Source organism: Bacillus cereus group sp. MG4 (assembly GCF_040460055.1).
GTDB classification, from domain to species: Bacteria; Bacillota; Bacilli; order Bacillales; family Bacillaceae_G; genus Bacillus_A; species Bacillus_A wiedmannii.
Map to the genome: position 1 here is coordinate 4,312,097 of NZ_JARVGZ010000001.1, position 26,601 is coordinate 4,338,697.

A 26,601-nucleotide genomic window follows, 5' to 3' on the forward strand; every position below is an offset into this window, starting at 1 on the left:
TATATTCTTTTGTATAATGGTTAAAAATCAATAAAATATTTCGTTATAGATGTATTTCATAATAAAAGGTTCAGTTTTATATAGGTTAAGGTGTGTTTTTTCGAATAATCATCGGTAATAAAAAGGGGGAATTTTGATGGAGTCATCAGTTATTAAAGTGTTAGATGATTTAGACGTACAAATTTTAGATATATTGCAGAAGGAATCACAAGTAAGTAATGCAGAGCTTGCAAGACGCGTTAATTTATCACCAGCTGCGATGCATGCGAGAATAAAAAGATTAGATGGGGAAGGGTTCATTGATAAGCAAGTAGCCATTTTAAATCAAGAAAAACTTGGTTTTGATTTGTTATGCTTCATTTTTATGAGTACAAATATTCATCAATCGGATAAACTTGACGTGTTGGAGAAAGAGTTAGAAGCGATGCCGGAAGTGTTAGAATGTCACTGTTTAACAGGAGAGTATGATTATTTATTGAAGGTTGCAAATCGTGATCGTAAAGAGCTGGAGCAGTTTATTAGAAAGCTAAATAAGCTTGGGATTACACGGATACAGACGAGTTTAGCACTTCGTGAAATTAAATATTCGACAGTATTACCGATACGAAATGAGGAACCAAGCATCGATTAGATTGCTTGGTTTTTTGTTGTATAAAGTGATTGACGGGAAGAAAAGAGAGATGTATTATTATATAAAATTATGTATTAAAATTCATTATAAGTTATAAATATTAATATTGGGGGCAAGGGGATACCATATGAAAATCTGTAATGCGGTTACGAGTGATGTGAAAGAAATTTATAGCCTCATTGAAATTTACGCAAAAGAGGGAGTGGTTTTACCACGTTCTCTTTTATCTCTCTATCAATATTTACAGTGCTTATATGTCATGAAAGAAGGAGAGAACATTGTTGGAGTTGCTGGTTTACATGTGTTAGGGGAGGACCTTGCAGAAGTCCGGTCATTAGTCGTTTCGCATACATATGCAGGAAAAGGAATCGGGCGTATGTTAGTGAACCATGTAATAAATGAGGCAGCGAAAATAAAAGTGAGTAGAGTCATTTCTTTAACATATGAAACGGAATTTTTTCAAAAGTGCGGTTTTGATTTTGTGAATAGAGAGGCGTTACCAGAGAAAGTATGGATTGATTGTAGACATTGTCCAAAGGTTGATTATTGTGATGAGGTGGCGATGATTCGGTATGTTGGGTGAAACAAAAGTAAAAAAGAGCAGCTAGCAAAAGCTAACTGCTCTATTAAAGGGATCTCTCCAAGGGGGAGTGGAGAAAATATTATGTTACTAGCAGTATTGGCAGATTATTAGGAAATATACAAATAAGAGGAAAGAAATTTTAAATAATCTTTCGGTATTGACAGTTCTTAAAATATTCATGTACAATATTTATGAATGACATTCAGTCATTTTGTGTAACAGGATGTAGTTAGCTTAGAAATGGCACAAATATAATGGTAAATGAGGATGATAGTTGTTTATATATAGTAGTGATGAAAGGGAATATTTTTTTAAAACAAAAATGACTGATAGTCAGTCATAAGAGGTGAGAGGTATGAAGAATAGAGCTTGGTTATATGTCATATTAACATGTATTTTTGAAATTTTTTGGGTGTTTGGTGTTAATACCGCTGATACTTGGTGGCATTGGATTATTATTTTAGGAGTTATCGCTGTTGATTTTCACTTCCTTTCTAAAGCTTGTGAACATCTCGCGACAGGAACTGTATATGCCATTTTTGCCGGAGCTGGTACGGTAGGTACTTTCTTAATGGATGTATTCCTTTTCGGTGGAAGTTTCAGTGTAGGGAAACTATTCTTTATCGTGATGGTTGTAGCTGGCGTTATCGGTTTAAAGCTAGCTGATAATAAAGAAGAAACTGTGGAAGGAGCTGCTTAAAGATGGGTTGGTTTTTCGTATTTTGTGCTGCAATTAGTGAAATAGTCGGTGTAATCGGTTTAAAAATGTATAGTAAAGATAAAACATTAGCAAATGGAGCGCTTTATATAGGTGGATTTGCTACATCCTTCGCATTCTTGTATACATCTTTCTTATTTTTACAAGTCAGTGTTGCGTATGCAGTTTGGATTGGTATTGGAACAGCCGGTGCCGTTTTATTAAATATGTTCCTGTTTGGTGAATCGAAAAGTAAGGCACGTTTGATCAGTGTGGCTCTTATTGTATGTGGTGTGACAGGATTAAAGGCTCTTTCGTAAAGATACACTGTATCTCCTAACAAGTCGTTAGGAGATTTTTATTATAAAAAGTGCACGATAATTGACAGTACAGCTAATTATTTTATAAAATGAGTGACAGTCATTCAATACGCGTGTGAAAGGGTTTAGATGATGAATAAAAAAGAGAAAATTGTCTATGCAGCTATTGAAGTGTTTCAGGAAAAGGGCGTTGAAAAAACGAAGATTTCTGATATCGTGAAATTGGCTGGCATTGCACAAGGAACCTTCTATTTATATTTTCCTTCTAAGTTATCTGTTATGCCTGCAATAGCAGAAGTGATGGTTGAAAAGATGATACTTGCAGTGAAAGAAAAAGTGCAAAATGATGCGCCTTTCTCAAGTAAGGTTACGCAAGTGATAGATGCGGTGTTTAACTTCATAGCTGAATATCGTGAAATACAAGCTTTAATGTATGCAGGTCTTGCATCTACAGAACATATAAAAGAATGGGAAGCTGTGTATGAGCCTCTTTATATGTGGCTAAGTGAATTTTTAAATGAGGCGAAAGAAGCTGGTGAAATTCGTGATTCGGTTCATGCAGAGCGAACAGCGAAGTTATTTATCGACCTTGTTGAATCAGCAGCGGAACAAGTTTATTTATATGATCATAAAGATGATGAGCAAGTCGAGCTACAAAAGGCAGAAGTACTAGATTTTTTAACACATGCACTACATATAAAGAAGTAGTAAGATGAACCTGTCTGAGAAGGTAGGTTCATTTTTGAGGAAAAATGAATGATAGTCATTCACCTAATACTTATGTATGTGTGGAAGGATAGAGTGAAATTCTAATGAGTGGGGCATCTCCACTCATTATTAGCTCACAAGGAGCAGGATAAATAAAAAGCTTCTTGGGCATTATTTTTTGAGAGGAATTTTCGGGAAGAGGTGTTAAAAAGTGAAGAAACCGATAAAAGAACAAAAGATGGTATTGGTCATTCTTTTGAGTAATATATTTATCGCTTTTTTAGGGATTGGATTAATCATTCCGGTTATGCCGTCCTTTATGAATGACATGAATTTAACAGGTAAGACGATGGGTTATCTCGTTGCAGTGTTTGCAATGGCTCAGCTTATTGCTTCACCTATCACAGGCCGGTGGGTCGACCTTTATGGTAGGAAGAAAATGATAATCATTGGCTTATTTATTTTTGGTGTTTCAGAGCTTCTTTTTGGATTAGGAACAGATGTATGGATGCTCTATGCAGCGAGGCTGTTAGGCGGAATTAGTGCTGCGTTTATTATGCCTGGTGTTACGGCATATGTTGCTGATATTACATCTATGCAGGAACGTCCAAAGGCGATGGGATACTTGTCTGCAGCAATTAGTACCGGATTTATTATAGGGCCTGGAATTGGCGGATTTATTGCAGAATACGGTATACGTGTGCCGTTCTTTGTAGCAGCAGTAATTGCCTTTGTGGCATGTGTGATTTCGATCTTTATTTTAAAAGAACCGTTAACGAAAGAAGAGCTTGCAGAGATTTCTTCTAATACGAAAGAATCAAGCTTTATTGGAGATTTAAAGAAATCATTACATCCAATGTATGCAATCGCATTTATTATCGTATTTGTACTTGCATTCGGATTATCAGCGTATGAAACTGTGTTTAGTCTGTTTTCTGATCATAAGTTTGGATTCACACCGAAAGATATTGCGGCAATTATTACAATTAGTTCAATCTTTGGGGTAGTTGTGCAAGTATTTATGTTTGGAAAATTAGTTGACATGTTTGGTGAAAAAGTATTAATTCAAATATGTTTAATTGTAGGTGCAGTATTAGCGTTCGTTTCAACTGTAGTCTTTAATTATTGGATTGTACTTCTCGTTACTTGCTTTATTTTCCTTGCATTTGATTTACTGCGTCCGGCTTTAACGACGTTTTTATCAAAAGCAGCTGGAAAAGAGCAAGGATTCGTTGCTGGTATGAACTCAACTTATACGAGTTTAGGAAATATAGCAGGACCAGCGATGGGCGGAATATTATTTGATATAAATATTCATTATCCATATGCATTTTCAGGAGTTGTTTTAATAGTTGGTCTCGGCATTACATTTATGTGGAGAGAGAAACAGCTAGCTGAAAGTTTTGCGAAGTAATAAAACCCCTTACGATGGTAAGGGGTTTTTGTTTTATCCTGCTATTTGTGGGGGGTGAATAATTAGTGGGATGAACAAAACTCTCACTAATTAAGTTTCATGTTGTGAAATACGTTGAAAATCTTTACTTATACAGGACTGTTTTAGTTTTTTTGATTTGATTAAATGTTTAATATCAGAGATGTTATCGTATGAAAGCTGAGTATGATAATAGTTAATGTACTCAAGTAATGCAAAAATATAAATAAATAGAGTGAATGATAGTCCGCCTAAAGGTAAGTGGGGATACCAAATTACAAAATCAATAGTAAACGTAACAAATCCCGTGATAATTAATGCTATATTTATCTTTTGAAGTATTTTTAAATATTGAACCACCCTAATAGGGGTAACAGATGTTTTCTCTTTTTTTAGTCGTTTCCACTTTACGTACCAGTAAATTACTCCTTGTAATAAGATAAACTCTAAAAGAAGAAATGAGACCCAAAAAGAATATAGAGAATATAAATGTAACGTAGGATAAGCATAATTAAGTAAGTAACTTGTGAAAATAAAAGTAATGACTGAAAATAACTCACCTGTGTATAGATAGGAAAGTCTTTTTTCTAGGGTGCGTTTCATGGTTCTTCTCCTTTTGTAATGACTCACATTTTAATACGTGGATGGTTGTATCCACAACTTCGCAAAATTTGCCCAACCGAATGAATCAATCGTTACGTTTTTTAAAGAAGAAGGATATGTTTTTCTTTTTAAAACGTGATAGTTAAATAAAATGATGTGTTCTGTTTGTAAAAATTCTTCTATCTCATACATGAGCTCATAGCGTTTCTCTTTATTTTCTTCTAATAAAAATGTATCTAACAAACAGTTAATTTGTTTTTCATAGTGCGGGTCCATGAACCGGCTTACGAAGCAGCTTTTATTTTTAAATACATTTAAGAATGCAAGTTCATGATCGGCAGCAAATACTTCTCCCATGAAAATAATATCGGCATGTTGATCAATAGAACGATCCATATAATCTGAAACGAGAAATGGGTGAAGCTCTACTTGTATACCTAAACTTTCACATCGTTCTTTTAGGAAATATGCATCATTTGCACTATCTTTAAATGCGAAGAAGTAAATATGTATCGTCTCTCCATTATAAGTGCTCTTTTTTAAATACTCTTTCGCTTTTTCTAAAGAGTAAGACCTTTTAGAAGCTTGGCGACTTCTTTCAGGGAAAAAGCTTGATGCAGCAATTGTTCGTCTTCCTTCTATGTTACGAAGTATCATTTCAACATCATATAGTTCTCTCCAAGCTTTTCGAAAGTAAATATCGTGATGAGGACCAGGTTTTGTAAAGTTGAAGCCAGCATAAATACAACCTATTTCTTCTATTTGTATATTATGTCTTTCATTTTCTTCTTCATTTGGTAGTTCATAATCAGCATCGATTTGTACATGATCAGGAATACCCCAAAATTCAATACGGTCTAATAATGCGCGCTCTTTAAAATAATGAGTGAATGCTTCGAGTACGATATTATCTTCAGAGTAATGAGCAAGTTTGAAAGGTCCCGTACCTATATAATGATGATTTTCGATACTCACATCACGCGGTAAAATTGCTAGTTGTATGGAACTTACATAGTGTAAGAAGAAAAGGTTGGGTTTTGCTAAATGGAACCGTATTTGCAGTGGTGATGGTGTTTCAATTTGAACAATTTCTTCTGTTAACCATTCGAAAGGGGAATGGACTTCTTTTAGTCTTTCAAATGAAAATTGTACATCTTTAGAAGTTAAAACTGTTTCGTTATGAAAATGAATGTCCTTTCGTAAATAAAAAGTCCACGTAAGCCCGTCTTCACTTAATTCCCACGTATGCGCAATGTGTGGTTCCATTTTTTCCGTAACATCGTTATAAACGACTAACATATCAAAAATTTGACTCGTAAGATGGCTTTCTGTAGTTACAGCCACAAAAGCCGGATCTAAGGGGAATATCTTTCTCGATATAGGAATCTTTAATATGTCGTACATATCATTTGAAGGTTCGTATCCAAAATGATGATGTAGTTTATTTTCTATCTTTTTTTGAAGTGCAAGGGGTAGGGGTTCTTTTAAAAGAAGAAAAACGTCCTTTAATTTTTCTTGCGCTAACAGTTCATCTGTATAGGATTCAATTGCTTCTACGAAATTATGTGAAAATAGAATTTCTGTTTTATTTCCGCGTCCTCGCCCTGGAGTCCAGCTAATTAATTGCTCCTCGCTCATTTTCTTTAATAAAATCTTTACGTTTTTTGTACTGCAATATAAAACATCCGCTAATTCTTGTAAGCTATTTCGGATATGATGTTGATCTTGTGCATGTAATCTTAACCGAATGTAATAGTCCATAATTTTCATATATACACTTCCTTCTATAATAAAAGGGGAAACTCTTTAGAATATTCTAACCTTTTTCTTCCTCTTTTTCAAAGTAAAATAAGTAAGCATAAGGAGGGGGAAACAATGGGATTTTGGAGTATGCATCGAAATATAAAGATTAGAATTATAACTTCATTTTTAACACGTACTGTGTCTACGATGATTTTTCCATTTATGGCGATTTATTTTTCAATAAAGTTAGGTAGTGCGATGGCTGGTGCGTTACTACTCATTAATGTCATAGCTTCATTAGTAATTGGCTTATACGGTGGATATGTTGGAGATCGACTTGGACGTAAAAAGGTAATGATTATCGGTCAAAGTATACAAGTCATTTCCATTGCTTGTATGGGAGTTGCGAATTCGGATTACGTAGATTCACCGTTGCTAACATTTGTGTTTATGTTAGTGAATAGTTTAGGGTCTGGACTTATGAATCCTGCGACAGAGGCGATGTTAATTGATGTGAGTACACCTGAGAATCGAAAGGTGATGTACAGCATTAACTACTGGACAATTAATTTATCAATTGCAATTGGAGCGATATTTGGCGGATTACTATTTGAGAACTATAGATTGCAATTGTTTATCGGATTAACAGTTATTGCCGTTATTACTTTATATGTGATGGCTGTATATATGGAAGAGGTGTATGTAGTACGAAAAACAGTAGAGAAGAAAAATGTATTAAAAGATATGGCAGATAGTTATAAAGTCGTGATGAAAGATAGAGCATTTTTAATTTTTTGTGCAGCGAGTATATGTACATTATCGTTAGAGTTTCAAAGTACGTTTGCAGAAGGAATTTGAAACGGTGCACTTTTTCTTCGGGAATGGTTTTACGTTTGATTTAACAGGTATTCGTATGCTGAGCTGGATTTCAGCAGAGAATACAATTTTAGTTGTGTTATGTTCAGCACTTCTTATTAAAATGCTAAAAAGCTTCAACGATTTGAAAATTTTATATGTAGGCTTATTCATTTACACAATTGGATTTACAATACTCGGAACGAGCAATAGTTTATGGATTTTATTATTTGCAGGGCTTTTCCAAACGGTCGGAGAGATGATGTATGTGCCAGTACGTCAATCTATTATGGCAGATATGGTGCCAAATGAGGCGAGAGGTTCATATATGGCGATTAACGGAATGGTCTTTCAAGTGGCAAAAATGAACGGGGCATTAGGTGTTATGCTAGGTTCATTTATTGCATCTTGGGGCATGAGTGCTCTGTACTTTATCGTTGGTATGAGCAGTATTTTATTATTTATGAAGGCGATAGGGAAAGAGAAGGGGTATGAGAGAGATGATATTTCTCATATTGGTTAAAAATTATATAAATAATTATTTCGGGAAATAATAAGAGGATTTATTGTAATAAATTCTCCTTGAATCTACAGTTACGTGAGGTATTATGATGAAGACACAGAAGGGCAACAAGATAATGTAAGGAGTAATATAAGATGAATGAAAAAAAGTACTTTTCCATTGGAGAATTTTCAAAAAAAACAGGAATATCTATTCGGACGTTACATTATTATGATGAAATAGGTCTACTTAATCCCGAGAAAAATCCTCGTTCAGGTCATCGGTTATATACAGAATGTGATGTACAAACGTTACAAAGAATTGTGACCTTTAAATTTTTAGGCTACAGTTTAGATGAAATAAGTGAGATGATGGATAAATCTACTGTAGATTTAAGTTTTCGTGAAAGCCTGAAATTACAACAAAAAGCTTTGAAGAATAAAAAAGAGCATATTGAGCTTGTATTGGGTGCTATTCATCGTATACAGGTATTATTAGAAGACGAAGCGGAAATAGATAGTACAGTTTTAATATATTTAATTAGAAGTATAGAAGTAGAGAACCTAGAGCGGAAAAGACTTGAAAAACATATTCCAGAAGAAATAGTGAGCCTTCTATTTGATCATTCGGAAGAAACTGTAGTACAAGGTGATAAAGAATTTCTTCACTATGTAAAAAGAGTGAAGAAATTAGCTGGGAGACCAGTTGATGATTTAGAAGTGCAGGAGTTGGTTGCATGGTGGATGGAAAAGGCTAATGAAGCTGTTTGTTCTACATTGTCACTTATGGATGAAGGAATGGTTAAAGAGCTGAAAGAGATAGAGGGAGAAGAGACAGGTGAAATGCCTCCATCTCCATTTACAGAAGAGGAAGATACATGGTTAGCACAAGTAATGGATTATTATTTTGATTATGGTGCTGGTACTATTCAAGAAGAACAAAAGGGAAACTGAAAATAAAATAATTGGTATTTCAAGTTTAAAACGGATCAACTGCAGCTAAATTTGGAGTAGTGCTAGGTTGTAGCAAAAGATTTTTTAATGTACCGACTTCAGAAAGAGCGACTAATATGTAGCCACTAATAAGTACAATAAGTCCAACGACACGTAACGTTTGTAAGGTTATTTCACGCTTATTCGTTGCCGTTGGCGTTGGGGGCATTGAAGGTGGAGTGTTGTTCATAATAAGGCTCCCATCTTTTTTATTTATATATGTGTGAAATCATTATTTAGCTTATGGATAAGAATTATATAGTCATTTTCACTATATGAGAGTTGCCTATAAAGAGTGATTAGAAATTTGGAGATGCGCTCTTCTTATTTACTTTTATATGGATGAAAAAATGTCTTATATGGTGTGAATCTTGTTTTTCATACAAATAAAAAAGATTAACCAAAGTAGCCATTTAGCTACTTTGGTTAATCTATAATAACTATCCTAATATACGCAACGATTCTTTAATAAACGCGGGAATGTCTTCCGGTTGTCTACTTGTGATTAACTGATTTTGGCATACGACTACTTCTTTGTTATGAAAATTTCCACCGGCATTTTTCAAATCGACCTCAATAGATTTATATCCAGTCACATCGCGTCCTTCAAGTGTTTGTGCAGTGATAAGTAGCTGTGGTCCGTGACAAATAGCAAAGACAGGTTTTTTCGCATCCATAAATGCTTTACTAAAGCGAACAAAACGCTCATCTGCACGAAGTATATCTGGGGAAAATCCGCCTGGTATGAAGAGGGCATCAAAGTTCTCTGGAGAAACATCATCAATACTTTTATCAATTACGACTTCACTTTTTTCTTGTTTACCGTGTACCGTTTTACCTTTTTCCATTTCAATAGTTGTTAATTCATATCCCTTTTGATTAAAAGCCTCTACTGGCTCTGTGTATTCTGTATCCTCGAAATAATCCGTTATTAAAATAGCAATTTTTTTACTCATTGCAGTCAGCTCCTTACATTATAGTATCGGTTCCAGAATCATCTTTGAGCAATGCCTTTTATAAAGTGAAACTTTAATTCATGTTTTTTCATTCCCTCCAGTTCCTTTGCCCTGTTAATTTAATACATACCCTTTTTATTAGGATGTAAACATGTATTATCGTTTTTGTATGTAAAAATCAAAAATATCGGTTGTTTCAGTGATTCTTGTTTGAGGAAGAAAAATAAAAAAGCCAAGGAGATACTTTATTTTCTCCTTGGCTTTTAAGATGATTTTTTTCGTTAAAATGAAGAAACGCGTTGCTTCGTTTTTGGTACAATAACAAATTTGATCCAGAGTAACCCGATAATCATAATGATAAGGCTATGTAAAAATTGTCCCGTAGCAATGAGTATAACAATTGAAAATACAATGAGTTGAATGATTAGCAATATAAAGATTAAACGAAGAAATTGATTCATTCGTTTTTCAGTATCAATTGGATATAATGCTACGATAATATTTCCCGAAAAATATTTCCACAGGGAACGGAGCTGCATAGAGATCATATATAGGACGATGTAAACGATAGCACCTTTTACGTATATGTTTGGTATAAAATATAAGGCGAAGGCACCGATCAACCCTAAACGAATATATATACCGAAATAATCATTCCCGCGTAAAAATGCTAGTGTATGTAAATAGAAGAAAGTTGCTCCTTTTTTATGTAATAAAGGTTCAATCCAATTTGTAAGCCATTTTCTTTTATTTACTTGCTTATTCAGTTGCGGAACATCGGTGAAAATGCTAGCAAATTGATAAAAACGAACGTCCATTTTTTCTTCTTGTTCAATTATGTAATCCCACGGTATTCGTTTTGTAGGCTGTTTTTTCGTATATAGAAGCAGGAAAGCAAGTAGTAAGAGTAATCCGCCCAATATGAGAACATTTGCTGAGTAAAACAGCATGTAAATGATTAAGGCGTTACAAGCAATACGAATAATTAACCATATGTTTTTTTCATGACCATCACGCCACATCCAATGTGTGTATATATTCCAAGCTTTCGTAATCATTAAAACGATAAAGATTGTACATAAAAAAGGTACAGTTAATTGTAATGATTGCAGGGCAAGTGGAACGAGAATAAGGAACGTAAATAATAATGGGAAAAGCTGAATGATGTAATTATATAGAAGAGATTTTTTAAAATAAGATGTTAGTTTCTCTTCTAATGCAAGCAAATAGACAGCATCAGGTTTTTGAATAAATGTACGGATAGGGCATCTCGTTATAATCGCTGTTAGGACGATTGTAATAAGTAATAAAGATAGTCCTTTAGAAGGAGCTGTCTTAAGAAACTTTGCGTAATAGTAAGCACCTATACAGGCAACGAAGATAAAGCTATATAGTAAACCGTTAATCATACGTGCAAAGTATGTAATGATATTTTGCATATGTTGTTGGAAGCGGCTGCTCCATAGTGATTCAATTGACATGTTTTTCACCTCTTTGTTCTATTATATATGTTTTATAAAAGAAAAAACGAGCAAATTGCGTTATGCAACTTGCCCGTTTTTCTTTTTGTTATTTTTTTTCTCATCACGATTCATTAATGGATAGAAAGCAAATCCGATTACGAATAAACCAATTCCGAGAAGGAACGTTTTGATATCGGCTGCGCCGGTTTTAATAACCCATAGTGCGTAGCAAAGTGCGATTACTGCGACTATACCATCTGTAATTCTTGCCCGCATTTCATTTTTATATGTTTCACCAGTTGCGACTAGTTTTAACTGGAAGATTGGTGAAACGAGATATGGAATGAGGTAGGCTAGTGTTGATACGGTAATAACGAATGTATAAGCTTCCGCAATGGTTCCTGATAATGTTGAGAATAAGAACACTTGCGACATAATGTTTGTTAATCGTAATGAATAAATTGGACTTCCTTTTTTATTTGTTTTCGTGAAGAAGGAAGGGAAGAAACCTTCTTTTGCTGCTTGATACGGCACTTCTGAGCTTAATAAAATCCATCCTAATATAGAACCGAATAGGGAAGTAAGAGCAAGTAATGCCATCAGTTTCCCGCCACCATGCCCCATTGCAGCGTTTAATGCGTCTGCTAATGGACGTTCAGAAGCTTGTAATTTATCAACGTGAAGTACACCCATTGTTAAAATTGTAATTCCTAAGTAAATCGCAACTGTAATAAGTAATCCAGCAACCGTTGCGCGTTTTACTGTTTTAGGAGAGGTAGCACGATTTGATAAAAGTACTGCTGATTCAATTCCGATAAATGCCCAAAGCGTTGTAAGAGCGGCTAAATTTACTTGTGAAAGAAGGCCATGTGATACACCTGATTTATCGATCATCGGTGTGTACCATTGTCCAAACTTAGAAGCCTCGAATGCAAATAACGTAACGACGATGAATAAAAGGAATCCAGTTACTTTCGTTGTTGTTGCTAAGAAGTTTAGCTTTCCAGCTCCGCTTACACCGTTTGTTAATATAATATGAGTTCCCCAAAGTAAGATGGAACAAATAGTAAATGTAATTAGTTTTCCGACTTCTATGTTAAAAGAACCGATTGAAAATAGTAGTCGTGTATCTTTCATGATTGGGAAGAAGAGTGATAAATATCCCGCGAAAGACGTAATGATGGCAACGTTACTTGCCCAGTTTGCAACCCAATATCCCCATACCATACTGAAACCAGCCATTTTTTTCTTTTTTGGTGATGAGAATAAAGCATATGCATGACTTTGTGGTCCTGTCGTTAAATCAGGACGACGAATTGCTAAATTACCGAAAACAAGAGCTAGCATTAAAACACCAAACCCTGTTGTTAACCAAGCTAAAGTGACACCGAGAGGGCTTGCTGTTTGTGCCAACGTACTTGGCACCATGAAAATCCCAGCGCCAACCATGTTACCGACAACGAAAGCTGTTAGTACCCAAAAGCCCCATTTTTTTTGTTGCATAGAAAATACCTCCAAAGTTAGTATAACCAAGTCAAGCGAGGAGATATGTATGTCTTCTTAGTAGAGAAGAGAAGTCCCAAACAAAACAAAAAAAGCACGTAATTTGCCGCTACATGCTTTCTATCTTATAAGAAACCCACGACATACCTCTCGATAGCTCTCCACAAACGAAACGTTTCGTTTGTGACAGTTCTGCACTTATTAAATGCAGACCCAGCAAGTGTGCATGGTGGACACGACTTACTTCGGCAATCATTCCTTTCTCATTCCTTCATCAATGCCACTACATCTCCTGAAACGATACTCTTAATGATTGCAACCTCTACCTCACCGAGATACGAATGAGGATTTAAATATTAAATTAACGTAGTTAAGAGTAACAAATGTATTTTTATACGTCAATGGATATAGTAATAATCAGATTATAGAGAAGAGTTTGTTATTAGGAATGAATAATTATTTGATATAAAAAGAAGCTGATCTAAAACTAGATCAGCTTCTACATATAAGATTAAACGAAGTTTAATACAGTTACTTTTTCACGTGTCATAGACTCAAGGCTCTTACGAATACCTTGTGCGCCCATACCTGAACCTTTTACACCGATGAATGGGAAGTGGTCAGGGCCGCGCTCTGTGCGTCCGTTAATTTGAACAGAACCAGTTTCGATTTTGTTAGCAATTGCAAATGCTTTGTTAATGTCTTTTGTGAAGACACTTGCTTGTAGACCGAACTCTGATTTGTTAGCAATTTCAATTGCTTGTTCATCTGAAGAAACACGGATGATTGGAAGGATTGGGCCGAATGGCTCTTCCCAAGCAACTTTCATTTCTTCTGTTACGTGGTCGATTAATGTTGGGTAAATTAAGTTACGCTCACGTTTATTACCGATAACGATTGTTGCACCTTTTTCAACAGCATCGTCAACTAAGCCTTGAACGAAATCAGCAGACTTGTCGTCGATTAATGGAACGATTGTGCTGTCTTGTTCTGGAGATCCAACTGATAGTTCGGCTACTTGCGCTTTTAATAAGCCAACAAGCTCGTCCGCTACGTTTTCGTGTACAAGTACACGTTTAATAGCTGTACAACGTTGACCAGAGTAAGAGAATGCACCGCTTACGATATGGTTTGCAGCATCTTGTAAGTCAGCATCTTCACGAACGATACCAGGGTCTTTACCACCAAGTTCTAATACAAGTGGAATCATTGCAGCTTTTTTCGCTAAATGTTTACCTGTATTTGTACCACCTGTGAACGATACCATATTGATGCCTTCGTGTTCTACTAAGTAGTCACCAATTACAGAACCACGTCCTGTAGCCACGTTTACAAGACCTTTTGGAAGGCCAGCTTTATGTAGTGCTTCAACCATTTTAATACCACTAATTGCACCTTGAGTTGCTGGTTTGAAAATAACAGCGTTACCCATAATTAATGCTGGTGCAAGTTTTGCAGCAGATAAGTTTACTGGGTAGTTAAATGGTGCGATTGCTAATACAACACCAAGTGGTGCGCGTTGGATGATCGCAAGTTTAGATTTCGTTCCGCCAGGGAAGCTATCGCCCATCATGCTTTCTCCGTGCATATGAAGAGCTTCTTCAATTGTGTAACGAATGAAATCAGCTGTACGAACAACTTCTTTCTTCGCATCTTTATATCCTTTACCGACTTCTTTCATAATAATATCGGCAATTTCATCTTGCATATTTACGAGCTCATCAGCCCATTTATATAAATATTTTGCGCGATCTTGTAGAGAAGCTTCCGCCCATGATTTTTGAGCTTCTTTTGCAGATGCAATTGCTTCATCTACTTCTCCGCGAGTAATTGCTTGTACTTGTCCAATTACTTCGTGTAAGTATGGAGATGGAATTTCGATTGTTTCTCCTGAAGAGGTTTCTCTCCATTCTCCGTTTAAATAAAATTTGTACGTATTGCTAGTTGTCATGATTAGTCCTCCTAAAATAGCAACTTGTAAGAGTGAGTATAAGGTGATTGTAGGGGGTTTGATAACATTTTTCAAATGAAATGTTTGTGAAAACGATTTCTTATTCTTTTTTTATTTTGTATGCCCTTTCTTACAGAAGATTCCCTTATTTCAAAATGATGTAGCGTATATTTTTATTCGGTGTGTAAAAAAACAATTGACAGAATACTCAATAAAGTTGTAAGATTATAAATGGAAAATAAATGAAGGGGGTGTGCGTAATGATTGTAATCGTAAATGTAATGGGCTTAGCTCTGTCAAATGGCAGAAAACATTCATATCATTACGCAACCCGTGCGGATATATAGGGCACCTTTGTCTTATAAAAAGCGTACGTTGCGTATATCGTAACGTACGCTTTTATGCATTTTTGTGCATATCGTCAAGCGGCGGTATGCTTTTTTTTGTTTATTTTCCACGTTACTATATAAAAATTTGGAAGGTGGAAAAATGTGATGAGATTGTATGGGTTACGAAATGTAAATGTGATGGATCTGGATAGTGGGTAAAGAATTGGGAGTGAAACGAGAACGAGAAGGGAGAGGTTACATTGTTATCAGTATTACTTAAGTTAAAATGGTTTTTTAAAGAGCATTGGAAGAGATATAGTATCGCCATTGGAGCTCTTTTAATTGTGAATATAGTTGAAGTTATTCCCCCGAAGGTGTTAGGGGTTACGATTGATAATATAAAAACAGGAACGTTAACGAATGCAGCGATTATGCAATTTATTCTCATTTTAATAGGGGTTACGGTAATTGGATATGGTCTTACTTTCGTTTGGCAACATCAGCTGTTTGGTGGTGCATTCGTACTGGAGAGGACGATGCGCTCTAAATTTATGGGGCATTTACTTAAGATGACACCGACGTTTTATCATAAAAATCGTACTGGTGATTTAATGGCGAGAGCGACAAATGATCTAAAAGCAATTGCTATGACAGCTGGTTTCGGTATATTAACGCTCGTGGATTCGAGTTTATATATGCTTACGATTGTCTTTATGATGGGATTTACAATCAGTTGGGAGCTTACATTTGCGGCGCTTATACCGCTTCCGATTATGGCGTATGCGATGAACATATATGGAAAGAAATTGCATGAAAGATTTACAGTTGCGCAAGATGCGTTCGGAGATATGAATGATAAAGTACTTGAATCGATTGCTGGCGTGCGCGTTATTCGTGCATACGTACAAGAGAATGCAGATGAGGAAAGGTTTCATCATTTAGGAGATGACGTCTACGAAAAAAATATGAAAGTAGCGAGAATTGATGCATTATTCCAGCCGACTGTGAAAATGCTTGTCGGTCTTAGTTATTTAATTGGTTTAGTGTACGGCGCATATCTTGTATTTCAATCAAAGGTAACACTTGGGGAACTTGTTTCATTTAACGTGTATTTAGGGATGATGATTTGGCCGATGTTTGCAATTGGCGAATTAATTAATGTTATGCAAAGAGGAAACGCTTCGTTAGACCGTGTGAATGAAACGTTAGCGTATGAACCAGATGTCAAGGACCCGAAAAATCCAAAGCTTGTACAAGAGCCAGATTATATTCAGTTTGAGGATGTTTCCTTTTCATATCCTTCATCGACTGGAGAAAATTTGAAAAAGGTTTCGTTTACATTAAAACAAGGGGAAACGCTTGGGGTTGTTGGAAAAACAGGAAGCGGAAAAACGACGCTCGTACGTCAGCTTCTTCGTCAATATCCGCTTGGAGATGGGGATATTGCAGTCTCTGATGTGACGTTAGATAACATAACGAATGAAAATGTACTCGGATGGATTGGGTATGTACCTCAGGAACATATTTTGTTCTCAAAAACAGCGAGGGAAAATATTTTATTCGGAAACCGAGAAGCGACGGAAGAAGAACTTGAGAAAGCGATTGAAATCGCGGCGTTTAAAAAGGATTTAGAGTTTTTACCAGAGGGGTTAGAAACGCTCGTTGGAGAGAAAGGTGTTTCTTTATCAGGAGGACAAAAGCAAAGGATTTCGATTGCGCGAGCTGTCATTCAAAATCCAGAAATTTTAATTTTAGACGATTCGTTATCAGCTGTTGATGCTCGTACGGAAGCAGCAATCATTGAAAATATAAGAACAGAAAGAAGCGGAAAAACGACGATTATTACGACGCACCGTTTATCTGCCGTACAACATGCGGATTGGATTCTCGTTATGGATGAAGGTGAAGTAATGGAAGAGGGGACGCATGAACAGCTTATTCAAAGCGGAGGCTGGTATGCGGAGCAGTTTGAAAGACAACAAGGGGAAAATGAAAGTGCGGATAGTGGGGTGAAAATATGAGTGTATCAAAACGATTGTTCCAATATGCGATGAAAGTAAAAGGGACAATTTTTGCAGCGATGCTAATGTTATTTATTTTCGTCATCGCAGAGCTTGCTGGTCCTTTCGTCGCGAAAACGATGATTGACGATCATATCGTCGGGATAGAGAAACCGTGGTATGAAACAGAAAAGAGTGAAGAGGCTGTTTCGTATAATGGCGCCTTTTATAAGCGAAGTGATCGCTTCCAGGAAGGTGAGAAAAAAGGAAAAGAAGTACGCGTGATGCAAGTCGGTTTTCAATATTATTTTGTACCGAATAAAGTGAATGCTGAAGGATCACGTACTGTAAAAGATGATATGATTACCGTCCAAAATGGTAAGGCAGTGCAAGTGTATAAAGCGAAAGCATTAACGAAAGAAGAAGTGTTTGCGTTTTATAAACCAGAAATAAACCCCCTATTATTACTTGGTGGTGGTTATTTCGCTTTATTAGTAGTTGTCTCATTATTTGCATATGGAAAGCAATTTTTCTTACAGAAAGCAGCGAACAAAATTATTCAAATTATGAGGGAAGATGTCTTTTCTCATATTCAAACGTTGCCGATTCGTTATTTCGATCATTTACCAGCAGGGAAAATTGTATCGCGTGTAACGAATGATACGGAAGCCATTCGTGATTTATACGTAACGGTACTGGCGACATTCGTTTCTAGTATCATTTATATTATCGGGATATTCGCTGCGCTATTTTTACTCGATGTAAAATTGGCGACGTTATGTTTACTTATCATCCCGATTTTAATTGTTTGGGCAATTCTTTATAGAAAGTATGCGTCTGTATACAATCATAAAATGCGTTCACGTTTATCTGATATTAATGGGACAGTGAATGAATCTATTCAAGGTATGCCAATTATTCAAGCGTTTCGTCAAGAGCGTGAAACGAAGAAAGAGTTTGAAGAATTAAATGGTGATTATTTTAAATATCAAAATAAAATTTTGAATTTAAATGCAGCAACTTCGCATAATTTAGTGTCTGTATTGAGAAATATCGCTTTTACAGGTGTGATTTGGTACTTCGGTGGTGCTTCATTAAGTGCTTCAGGCGTCATTTCTCTAGGGATATTGTATGCATTCGTTGATTATTTAACACGATTGTTCTCACCAATTACAAATATGGTAAATCAACTTGCTAACTTAGAACAATCGCGTGTTGCATCAGAACGTGTTTTTGAATTGTTAGAGGAAAAAGGGGAAGCAGTAGAAGAGGAACGTATGCCTCGCTTACAAGGAAATGTAAAGTTTGATAATGTGTCGTTTTCTTATAATGGAAAAGATGAAGTACTAAAAAATATTTCTTTTGAAGCGAAACAAGGAGAGACAGTGGCACTTGTCGGTCATACTGGATCAGGAAAAAGTTCCATTATGAATGTACTCTTCCAGTTTTATGAGTTTGAAAAAGGGAAGCTTACGATTGATGGTCACGATGTAAAAGCGATGCCGAAACAAGCAACACGTGAACATATGGGAATCGTACTGCAAGATCCGTTTTTATTTAGCGGGACGGTCGCTTCTAATGTAAGCTTAGAGAACGAAAAAATTTCAAAAGAGCGCATTGTAAAAGCATTGCGTGATGTTGGTGCTGAACGGTTTGCGAACAATATAGATGAAGAAATTACGGAGAAAGGAAGCACACTTTCAACCGGAGAACGTCAGCTTATTTCGTTTGCTAGGGCACTCGCTTTTGACCCAGCCATTTTAATTTTAGATGAAGCAACGTCTAGTATTGATACAGAAACAGAGGCGATGATTCAACAAGCGCTAGAAGTTGTGAAAAAAGGTAGAACGACATTTATTATCGCTCACCGTCTTTCAACAATTAAAAGCGCAGATCAAATTATTGTACTTGATAGAGGAACAATTTTAGAAAAAGGCTCTCATGATGAACTAATGAAAAAGCGCGGGCGTTATTACGATATGTACAAAACGCAAATGGAAGGTAATCAGAGCGCTTAATATGTATGGAGGAGAACTTGTGATTTTCACAAGTTCTTTTTTAGTGAATCGCGAAAGTTAAATAAGAAGTATTGTTTTACCTTTTTCTTTATAAATGCTATATTAAAAAATGTTACTTATTTTTTGTATGTAGCGTTATTTTCCCCTTTTGTTTGATTATGAAGAAAAAGGATAAACTAAATAAGAACATTTTCATTGAAAAATTGTTCAAGATTGCATACAATCAATATAGTTTTTAAATTCCTATCAGAATACTTGGAGGATTACCATTATGAAAAAATTATTTTCAGTACTTGCAGTAACTACATTAGCAATCGGGATTGTAGCGGGCTGCGGTAAAGAAGAGAAAAAAGATACAGCTAATCAAGATGCGTTACAAAAGATAAAACAAAGTGGTGAACTTGTAATTGGAACAGAAGGTACATATCCACCGTTCACATTCCACGATTCAAGTAATAAATTAACTGGATTTGACGTTGAATTAGCAGAAGAAGTTGCAAAACGTTTAGGAGTAAAACCTGTATTTAAAGAAACACAATGGGATAGCTTACTTGCTGGTCTAGATGCAAAACGTTTCGACATGGTTGCGAATGAAGTTGGTATTCGTGAAGATCGTCAAAAGAAATATGACTTCTCTAGCCCATATGTTTCATCTTCAGCGGTATTAGTTATTGCGAAGGATAAAGATAAACCTGCTACATTTGCTGATGTAAAAGGATTAAAAGCAGCACAATCTTTAACAAGTAACTATGCAGATATTGCTAAGAAAAATGGTGCGGAAATCACGAATGTAGAAGGATTTAGCCAAGCAGCAGAATTATTAAATACTGGACGCGTTGATTTCACAATTAATGATAAATTATCAGTATTAAACTACTTAGAAACGAAAAAAGATGCAAAAATTAAAATTGTAGATACAGAAAAAGAAGCGTCACAAAGTGGATTCTTATTCCGTAAAGGTAGCGACAAGGTAGTACAAGAAGTAAATAAAGCGTTAGAAGATATGAAAAAAGATGGTACGTACGATAAAATAGCGAAAAAATGGTTCGGTGAAAATGTATCTAAGTAGTGCGTTGGTTTCAGATCGATTGTCTACTTGGATAGATATTATGCAGTCTTCCTTCATGCCTATGCTGAAGGAAGCTGTGTTTACGACAATTCCATTAACGCTTATTACATTTATTATCGGGATTATACTTGCGACGTTAACGGCGCTTGCACGTATTTCAGGTAGTCGTATTTTACAATGGATTGCTCGTATCTATGTATCTATCATTCGCGGAACGCCACTTCTTGTACAGTTATTTATTATTTTCTATGGTCTTCCAACTCTTAATATTGAAGTTGAGCCATATACAGCAGCAGTTATTGGATTTTCGTTAAATGTTGGTGCGTATGCATCTGAAATTATTCGTGCTTCTATCCTTTCCATTCCGAAAGGGCAGTGGGAAGCAGCTTACACAATTGGGATGACATACCCGCAAGCGTTAAAACGTGTTATTTTACCGCAAGCAACGCGTGTATCTATTCCGCCGCTTTCGAATACATTTATTAGTTTAGTGAAGGATACTTCATTAGCATCGTTAATTTTAGTAACAGAAATGTTCCGAAAAGCGCAGGAAATTGCGGCAATGAACTATGAGTTTTTAATTGTTTATTTCGAAGCAGGTCTAATTTATTGGGCAATTTGCTTCTTATTATCTATTGTGCAACAAATATTAGAAAAACGTTCAGAACGTTACACTCTAAAATAACCCTTTCATAAAAGGAGTTTTTGTTTTTATGATTTCAATTCAACATTTACAAAAAAGTTTCGGAGATAATACCGTACTAAAACATATAGATTTATCAGTTGAGAAGGGGGAGGTTGTTGTTATTATCGGGCCATCGGGATCTGGTAAAACGACATTCCTGCGTTGTCTCAACGTGTTAGAAACGCCGAACGCTGGTAATATTCGCATCGGTAATAAAGAGCTCGACTTCTCTCAAAAAGTATCGAAGAAAGATATTGTCAATCTTCGTACGCAAACAGGTATGGTATTCCAGCAACATAATCTATTCCCTCATTTAACAGCACTTCAAAATGTAATGGAAGGGCTCGTTACAGTGAAAAAGATGGGGAAAGAAGAAGCGAAGAAAAAAGCAAACTATTTCCTTGAAAAAGTTGGACTTGCGGATAAAGTAGACTTATATCCGTTCCAATTATCAGGCGGACAACAACAGCGCGTTGGAATTGCTCGCGCGCTTGCGATGGAGCCGGAAGTATTACTATTTGATGAACCGACGTCAGCACTTGATCCTGAACTCGTTCAAGAAGTTCTGAAAGTAATGAAAGAACTTGCTAAAGAAGGCATGACGATGGTTATTGTAACGCACGAAATGCGCTTTGCACATCAAATTGCGAACCGTGTTATTTTTATGGATGGCGGTGTCGTTGTCGAACAAGGTACACCAGAAGATGTATTTACAAATCCAAAAGAAGAACGTACGAAGAAGTTTTTACAAATGTTGCAATAAATGAAGGAAGGTCTCAAGGCATATGCCTTGAGACCTTTTTGCCATATATATTTATTTTTGGAATCCGCCAAGGCTTTGCTCAGCCATTGCAACTAGACGTTTTGTAATTTCTCCACCAACAGAACCGTTAGCACGAGCCGTAGAATCTGCTCCTAATTGTACACCAAATTCTTGAGCGATTTCGTACTTCATTTGGTCGATTGCAGCTGTTGCTCCTGGTACTACTAATTGATTTGAAGAATTTTGGTTTGCCATAGGAATATATCCTCCTTAGAGTTATAAAAATTTTTTTTGGTTGGACTAGCTGGATTTGAACCAGATTATCGCCCCGTTTGGCGCTAATCCATCGGTAATTAAGTTTGTACTCATAGTATGGATGTTACCTAGAAAGATATACGAAATAATAATTTGTAAATTTTGTAAAAAAATCTTAGTGATTTCGTAAATTATGAAATAAGAGTAATCGTTGTATTTTTTAGAAAGAAGGCTAAACTAAGAGCGATATGAAATATGTTTTTCTTTTTGTATCCCGCTATTGTGGGGCAAATCATTAACTTCTTATTTATGACTTACTAAAATTAAATCGGCAGCAACTTTATAGTTCTATTTTAAGTAGGGGGGACAGGACGCTCCTATGCACGGCTAGATGCTCTCTTCAATCTGCTTGTAAATGATAACGTATGGAGGAATCGTGATGGGAATTTGCCCGCTTTGCAACGCATTAGAATTACAAACATATTCTTGTCAAAATTGCCAAGGTATACTCCAAGATTATGGAAAAACTGTAGATTACATAGACGATTATAGTGCGTATATGGATCAAGAATTATTAAGTGCAGTAGATGGTTTAACACATAGTAATTCACAAGAGTACTGCAATCATATTTTTTATTGCGGGATGTGTAATGTGGAAACAGAGGTTGTAGTGAAACTTGTGTAAATAGAAAACTTCCACCTTATGAATGAGGTGGAAGTTTTTGTTTTTGTATTTGTGAGTGAATCATAGGGGATGGGATATGTTCGGTGTTTGATGGAGTTCCGGATTTTATTTGAGACATTTTTTCTTTTGCATCGCGCAAAGAATGTTCAGTTAAGTAGATGGCATATTCGTAAAATAATTGGCGCGTCAGTTCACTTTGTTCTTTTAACTTTTCATCTTGGAATACAGTTCGCCCAGGTTTAGAGTTTGCTTCAAAGAGCCACGGGTTTTCCTGCGTGTCTAAACCGATATCAAAACCAATTTCTCCAATATTTCCGGTTACTTGTTCATCGAGCGCGTAACTGATTTGTAAGGCTGTATGTTTTAATTTATTTTCAATTTGAACTTGTTTCGTTGAATCTGGAAAAAGTTCTTGCAGTAATTTTGTATCGCCACCGCTATTTACATGCGTTGTTAAGCTACCTTTGCCAGCAATTTTTGCAACGATTGCACTGACCATCCATTGGCCAAAATGATTTTTATTTGTATGAATGCGAAAATCAACAGGTTGCCCATCGAAGCGAAGTAAGGAAATACCTTGTTGTACGATAAATTTTTTTAAATCATGTCCTTTTAACACATGGTTCAGAAGTGTTTCTAACGATTGGTACTTTCTTAGTTTATTTTCTTCATTTTCGCGATAACGACAGTAGTAGCAATTCTCTGTTTGAGAATAAAATAGTTGATGAATATTTCTACCGAAGCTGCCGTGAATCGGTTTCATGTAAACAGATTTATACGTACCGAGAAATCGTTCTACTTGTTCGAAGTGTTGAAATGTTTCTGTGTTTGGTAATAAAGGCATAATGGATTCATCTTTCATAAGAAGTTGATGCACTTCCCATTTATTGAAAAAGCCTGGGTTAAACCACGGAATGGAGTAGTCATGCTCTAACTTTCTTTTTGCTCTTACGATCGGTTTATAATTTTCGGCTTTACGATTTGGTAATCGATCGTAAATGACATTCGGTAAAGGGACTTTTTTCTTTATCCACTGTTCCTCTTGAAAGAAATATCCTTCAATTGTTTCGTCTTCCCAGTTTATATGTTGCACACCAAAAACGAATACAAATGGTCGCAAGGTGAATGGTGGCGTTAGTAACTCGCCAAGAGAAGTTGAACGGTTTCCTAAAGGATTAGAAGAGTCATCGTTAAAACCAGTTGTAAAAATCCCGATTAATGGTCCGAAAATAATGGTTTCATTTTGTGTGAATGCATGAATGGTAGTGGAATGAGGAAGTAAAAGTTTCTCTGCAATTTGTTTTCCAATAATGATTTCGCGAGTAAAGGAATAATGAATTTTCACCTCTTCACTTGCAACATGGCGTACGCCGAAGGAAAGAGATGCAATTGGTGGTGTAATGGAAAAAATATAAGGTAAAGTAATACTATTTGGATGCTCATCTGAAATATTTAATGTATATATGTGCTCTTTCAAAATGGTGTTACCTCCTTTCATTATGGTGTGAAGCGACTAAACTTTAGTGGTCCGTGATATATTTTTTTGGCAAGTGCATCACTATGACGAATGTAATGTTCATACGGGGGAATCGTGTTGACATACATAAGCCAAATTGCCCCTTTTTGATCCATAATGGTGGAAAGCTCTAGCTCGAATAACGAAGAATAAGATTCATCTAATGTTTGAAACACTTCATTTATAATGTCATGTAAAGCGTCTTGTAATAATTGTACACCGGTACTAGATAATACGTATTTAACTTTTGAAAATGAATGCAGCGAGGAATCGTCCGTTGCCGAAAGTAAAAGTTGATTCGGAAATGAGCTTTTTTGTATAAATTGGCCGATAGCAGTCCACTTCTGTTCTTTATTTTTTTGCAAAATGGTTCGAATATGGAGTGGGTATGTTAATTGATTTGGTGGTTGCAGCATTGTATGGGTGATGTAACGTGCTGATCGTATGTTAGATTTGTACCAAGATATAAATTCATCTGTCCGTTTGATTGGAGTAGAAGTATGATAGTCATCATTTATCGTATCGATATGAAACGTTTTGCTTTTATAAGTGATCCGGTACAGACTTTCATTGGAATGTGTGTTAGTAGGCCGTATAATAATATCTTTTGTTTTTAATAACAGTTTGAAAATGTTTTGTATCGTTGCTATTTCAAATTTTGGTATATAAGGAGATAATTTTTTATTCGTGAGAAATAAATCATGAAGTTCGCTTAAGTCAATAAGTGTGTTATTTAAAAAGGTAGTGGTAGGACGGTTGTGTAATGAGTGAATAATTGATTTTGCTTTGTCGAAGTCTGTTTCCTCGTTAAAAGAAGAACGATCGTAAATATAAGAAGGAATAGGGAATATTTGCTCTTTCCATTTTCCTGTATCTGTATCATAAATAAGACCAGAGAAAAGGTCTGTTTTAGGATCAATACCAAATGGCGTAAACTGGGCCACGACATTATGATAAAGCCGAGCGCGTTTAGCGATTTCGGTGTAATACATTTGCTCATAATGAGGGTGAGAAGTTAAAATACCGAGAACCAACGAAATCACTCCTTTACTAACAAAATGTTGGCATAATAGGCATAGCTATATATTGCAAATACTTTTTTATACCATTATACTTTTGTCCGTATGATGATATGCTATAGTTTTGGAGAAGCGAAAGGTTGATTGTAATGAATATATGGTTAAGTATGTTAACGACGACAGGGCTCGGAGCGATTATTGGAGGATTCACAAATCATTTAGCGATAAAAATGTTATTTCGTCCTCATCGTCCTATTTATATTGGGAAGTTTCAAGTTCCATTTACACCAGGGTTAATTCCGAAGCGCCGCGATGAGCTTGCTGTTCAATTAGGAAAAATGGTTGTCGAGCATTTGTTAACACCAGAAGGAATCGGAAAGAAGCTAACAAATGAAGAGTTTCAAAAAGGTTTAATTCAATGGACACAAGTAGAAGTGGATAAAGTAATTACGAATGAACAGTCGTTACGACATATGTTAGAAAAATGGAATGTAGCGTATGTAGAAAAAGAAGCGACCGGGAAAATCGAACATGTGATTACAGAAAAAATAGAGGCATTTTTAGCAGAGTACTATACATATACATGGGAACAGGCTTTACCTCATTCTGTTCATGAAAAAATAGAGAATACGATCCCAAATGTCTCGGCATTTATTTTAGAGCGAGGAATTCATTTTTTTGAAAGTGAAGAAGGAAAAGCACGTCTTTCAAAAATGATTGATGATTTCTTTGCTTCTAGGGGAACGCTGCTTAACTTAGTCGGAATGTTTTTAGGGAATGTAAGTGTAGTGGATCGTGTGCAACCAGAAGTCATTAAGTTTTTAGGGCAAGATGGAACAAAGCAACTTTTAACTGACGTACTGCAAAAAGAGTGGGAAAAGTTAAAAGGAAGAGATGTAAAAGAAGTAGAAACGTTTGTAGAAAAAGAAATGATTGTAAGCTCCATATTGTCAGCGGTTAAAGTTGAAGAAACAGTGAGTAAATTTTTAAATCAATCTGTGCAGCAAGTATGTGAGCCCGTTCGAGAAATAATTATGGAAAAGGTAGTTCCAAGTGCAGTAACGAAAGGCTTGAAGTGGGGGACAGAAAACGTAGCGAGTATATTAAACAATCTTCATCTTGCAGAAATTGTCCAGCAAGAAGTATCCACATTTTCAACAGAGAGACTAGAAGATTTAGTTCTGTCCATTACAAAAAATGAGCTAAAAATGATTACGTATTTAGGTGCCTTATTAGGCGGAATGATTGGACTCGTGCAAGGGCTATTACTGTTGTTCCTTATGTAGTAAAGATAAGTACATAGAAATAAAAGTGAAATTTCTT

At 35.8% G+C, this 26,601-nt stretch carries 24 protein-coding genes, 1 pseudogene and 1 riboswitch; of the genes and pseudogenes, 15 read left to right on the forward strand and 10 right to left on the reverse strand.

Annotated features, from left to right (window positions below; translation table 11 throughout):
• Window positions 1-136 precede the first annotated feature (136 nt).
• The 6 genes from QCI41_RS22595 (at window position 137) to QCI41_RS22620 (ending at window position 4,353) form a co-directional block, all read left to right on the forward strand.
• A complete protein-coding gene (locus QCI41_RS22595; protein WP_000446100.1) occupies window positions 137-631 on the forward strand; it encodes an Lrp/AsnC family transcriptional regulator in 495 nt (164 codons plus the stop codon).
• Between the two features lie 127 nt (window positions 632-758).
• On the forward strand, window positions 759-1,214 hold the full coding sequence (locus QCI41_RS22600) for an N-acetyltransferase (protein ID WP_353836631.1): 456 nt from the start codon (window positions 759-761) through the stop codon (window positions 1,212-1,214).
• Window positions 1,215-1,569: 355 nt separating this feature from the next.
• Complete coding sequence (locus QCI41_RS22605) at window positions 1,570-1,914, forward strand: DMT family transporter (RefSeq protein ID WP_353836630.1); 345 nt, start codon at window positions 1,570-1,572, stop codon at window positions 1,912-1,914.
• A gap of 2 nt (window positions 1,915-1,916) precedes the next feature.
• Window positions 1,917-2,231 carry a DMT family transporter gene (locus QCI41_RS22610; protein ID WP_088095282.1) on the forward strand — a complete coding sequence of 105 codons (315 nt, stop codon included), beginning with the start codon at window positions 1,917-1,919 and terminating at the stop codon, window positions 2,229-2,231.
• A 129-nt stretch (window positions 2,232-2,360) separates the two neighbouring features.
• Window positions 2,361-2,939, forward strand: coding sequence for a TetR/AcrR family transcriptional regulator (locus QCI41_RS22615; protein WP_353836629.1), 579 nt, complete (start codon window positions 2,361-2,363; stop codon window positions 2,937-2,939).
• 211 nt (window positions 2,940-3,150) lie between these two features.
• Complete coding sequence (locus QCI41_RS22620; protein ID WP_353836628.1) at window positions 3,151-4,353, forward strand: MFS transporter; 1,203 nt, start codon at window positions 3,151-3,153, stop codon at window positions 4,351-4,353.
• A 90-nt stretch (window positions 4,354-4,443) separates the two neighbouring features.
• On the opposite strand, the gene QCI41_RS22625 is transcribed toward QCI41_RS22620, so the two are convergent.
• Together QCI41_RS22625 and QCI41_RS22630 are read right to left on the reverse strand one after the other, a co-directional pair.
• The gene (locus QCI41_RS22625) at window positions 4,444-4,974 is read right to left on the reverse strand and encodes a general stress protein (protein WP_353836627.1); all 531 of its coding nucleotides are present in this window, start codon (window positions 4,972-4,974) and stop codon (window positions 4,444-4,446) included.
• Window positions 4,975-5,004: 30 nt separating this feature from the next.
• The gene (locus QCI41_RS22630) at window positions 5,005-6,744 is read right to left on the reverse strand and encodes an SgrR family transcriptional regulator (protein WP_353836626.1); all 1,740 of its coding nucleotides are present in this window, start codon (window positions 6,742-6,744) and stop codon (window positions 5,005-5,007) included.
• A 105-nt stretch (window positions 6,745-6,849) separates the two neighbouring features.
• Here QCI41_RS22630 and QCI41_RS22635 point away from each other — a divergent pair.
• Window positions 6,850-8,095: pseudogene (locus QCI41_RS22635) on the forward strand (MDR family MFS transporter).
• A 134-nt stretch (window positions 8,096-8,229) separates the two neighbouring features.
• Window positions 8,230-9,027: a MerR family transcriptional regulator gene (locus QCI41_RS22640; protein ID WP_353836625.1), complete on the forward strand. Its 798-nt coding sequence runs from the start codon at window positions 8,230-8,232 to the stop codon at window positions 9,025-9,027.
• A 25-nt stretch (window positions 9,028-9,052) separates the two neighbouring features.
• Here the strand turns inward: QCI41_RS22640 and QCI41_RS22645 are convergent, their stop codons facing one another.
• The 5 genes from QCI41_RS22645 to gapN form a co-directional block, all read right to left on the reverse strand.
• Window positions 9,053-9,256 carry a hypothetical protein gene (locus QCI41_RS22645; protein ID WP_353836624.1) on the reverse strand — a complete coding sequence of 68 codons (204 nt, stop codon included), beginning with the start codon at window positions 9,254-9,256 and terminating at the stop codon, window positions 9,053-9,055.
• Between the two features lie 250 nt (window positions 9,257-9,506).
• The gene (locus QCI41_RS22650; RefSeq protein WP_353836623.1) at window positions 9,507-10,022 is read right to left on the reverse strand and encodes a type 1 glutamine amidotransferase domain-containing protein; all 516 of its coding nucleotides are present in this window, start codon (window positions 10,020-10,022) and stop codon (window positions 9,507-9,509) included.
• A 281-nt stretch (window positions 10,023-10,303) separates the two neighbouring features.
• A complete protein-coding gene (locus tag QCI41_RS22655) occupies window positions 10,304-11,503 on the reverse strand; it encodes an ABC transporter permease (protein WP_353836622.1) in 1,200 nt (399 codons plus the stop codon).
• Between the two features lie 60 nt (window positions 11,504-11,563).
• Window positions 11,564-12,988: an amino acid permease gene (locus tag QCI41_RS22660; RefSeq protein WP_353836621.1), complete on the reverse strand. Its 1,425-nt coding sequence runs from the start codon at window positions 12,986-12,988 to the stop codon at window positions 11,564-11,566.
• Window positions 12,989-13,134: 146 nt separating this feature from the next.
• Window positions 13,135-13,321: riboswitch (Lysine riboswitch) on the reverse strand.
• Between the two features lie 178 nt (window positions 13,322-13,499).
• Window positions 13,500-14,939 (reverse strand): NADP-dependent glyceraldehyde-3-phosphate dehydrogenase, encoded by a 1,440-nt coding sequence (gapN, locus tag QCI41_RS22665; RefSeq protein WP_046956681.1) that lies wholly within the window; start codon window positions 14,937-14,939, stop codon window positions 13,500-13,502.
• 589 nt (window positions 14,940-15,528) lie between these two features.
• Here gapN and QCI41_RS22670 point away from each other — a divergent pair.
• The 5 genes from QCI41_RS22670 (at window position 15,529) to QCI41_RS22690 (ending at window position 21,803) form a co-directional block, all read left to right on the forward strand.
• On the forward strand, window positions 15,529-17,289 hold the full coding sequence (locus QCI41_RS22670) for an ABC transporter ATP-binding protein (protein WP_353836620.1): 1,761 nt from the start codon (window positions 15,529-15,531) through the stop codon (window positions 17,287-17,289).
• Entirely contained in the window at window positions 17,286-19,286 is a 2,001-nt protein-coding gene (locus QCI41_RS22675; protein WP_353836619.1) for an ABC transporter ATP-binding protein, read from the forward strand. Before QCI41_RS22670 ends, QCI41_RS22675 begins: the two co-directional genes overlap by 4 nt.
• Before the next feature lie 271 nt (window positions 19,287-19,557).
• Window positions 19,558-20,355 (forward strand): amino acid ABC transporter substrate-binding protein, encoded by a 798-nt coding sequence (locus tag QCI41_RS22680; protein WP_046957228.1) that lies wholly within the window; start codon window positions 19,558-19,560, stop codon window positions 20,353-20,355.
• Window positions 20,342-21,040: an amino acid ABC transporter permease gene (locus QCI41_RS22685; RefSeq protein ID WP_033657688.1), complete on the forward strand. Its 699-nt coding sequence runs from the start codon at window positions 20,342-20,344 to the stop codon at window positions 21,038-21,040. Before QCI41_RS22680 ends, QCI41_RS22685 begins: the two co-directional genes overlap by 14 nt.
• 28 nt (window positions 21,041-21,068) lie before the next feature.
• Entirely contained in the window at window positions 21,069-21,803 is a 735-nt protein-coding gene (locus QCI41_RS22690; RefSeq protein WP_353836618.1) for an amino acid ABC transporter ATP-binding protein, read from the forward strand.
• 51 nt (window positions 21,804-21,854) lie between these two features.
• Here the strand turns inward: QCI41_RS22690 and sasP are convergent, their stop codons facing one another.
• The gene (gene sasP / locus QCI41_RS22695; RefSeq protein WP_000013339.1) at window positions 21,855-22,058 is read right to left on the reverse strand and encodes a small acid-soluble spore protein, SasP family; all 204 of its coding nucleotides are present in this window, start codon (window positions 22,056-22,058) and stop codon (window positions 21,855-21,857) included.
• Between the two features lie 439 nt (window positions 22,059-22,497).
• Here sasP and QCI41_RS22700 point away from each other — a divergent pair, with 439 nt between their 5' ends.
• A complete protein-coding gene (locus QCI41_RS22700; protein WP_353836617.1) occupies window positions 22,498-22,743 on the forward strand; it encodes a hypothetical protein in 246 nt (81 codons plus the stop codon).
• A gap of 16 nt (window positions 22,744-22,759) precedes the next feature.
• On the opposite strand, the gene QCI41_RS22705 is transcribed toward QCI41_RS22700, so the two are convergent.
• Window positions 22,760-24,220 carry a YheC/YheD family endospore coat-associated protein gene (locus tag QCI41_RS22705; protein ID WP_353836616.1) on the reverse strand — a complete coding sequence of 487 codons (1,461 nt, stop codon included), beginning with the start codon at window positions 24,218-24,220 and terminating at the stop codon, window positions 22,760-22,762.
• A 20-nt stretch (window positions 24,221-24,240) separates the two neighbouring features.
• A complete protein-coding gene (locus tag QCI41_RS22710) occupies window positions 24,241-25,293 on the reverse strand; it encodes a YheC/YheD family protein (RefSeq protein WP_353836615.1) in 1,053 nt (350 codons plus the stop codon).
• Between the two features lie 134 nt (window positions 25,294-25,427).
• Here QCI41_RS22710 and QCI41_RS22715 point away from each other — a divergent pair, with 134 nt between their 5' ends.
• Window positions 25,428-26,564: a DUF445 domain-containing protein gene (locus tag QCI41_RS22715; RefSeq protein WP_353836614.1), complete on the forward strand. Its 1,137-nt coding sequence runs from the start codon at window positions 25,428-25,430 to the stop codon at window positions 26,562-26,564.
• The last annotated feature ends 37 nt before the right edge of the window (window positions 26,565-26,601 follow it).